At 40.7% G+C, this 344-nt stretch carries 1 protein-coding gene; it reads left to right on the forward strand.

Going from position 1 to position 344, the window contains the following annotated elements; genetic code table 11:
* A partial coding sequence (locus BKD30_RS16930) for a recombinase family protein (RefSeq protein WP_235861557.1) occupies positions 1–214 on the forward strand: 214 nt, incomplete at its 5' end.
* Positions 215–344: the final 130 nt, after the last annotated feature.

A 344-nucleotide genomic window follows, 5' to 3' on the forward strand; every position in this document is an offset into this window, starting at 1 on the left:
TGAACGAGCTATGCTTCGAGAACGTACAAAAAATGGTCTAGATGCCGCCAGAAAAGAAGGGCGAGTTGGTGGGCGTCGGCCGAAACTAACCAAACAACAGCAAGACGAAATAGTCTCATTGGTTACGTCTGGTAAAAAAACAGGCGCTGATGCGGCTAGGTTGTTTCAAGTACATCCGTCTACAGTTAGTCGTCTTTTAGCAAAAGACAAATAAATTTTACCTGTACCATCCCCGAACTTTTAAAAAAGCTAGGTTTTAAGGTTGGCGATTGAAGAGAAAGTACGTGTTATTTTGTGTTTTTAAATCCTTAACGTAGGATAATTTACTAATTCCATGTCTACCC

The sequence above is a fragment of the Tersicoccus phoenicis genome (assembly GCF_001968835.1).
GTDB lineage: Bacteria > Actinomycetota > Actinomycetes > Actinomycetales > Micrococcaceae > Tersicoccus > Tersicoccus phoenicis.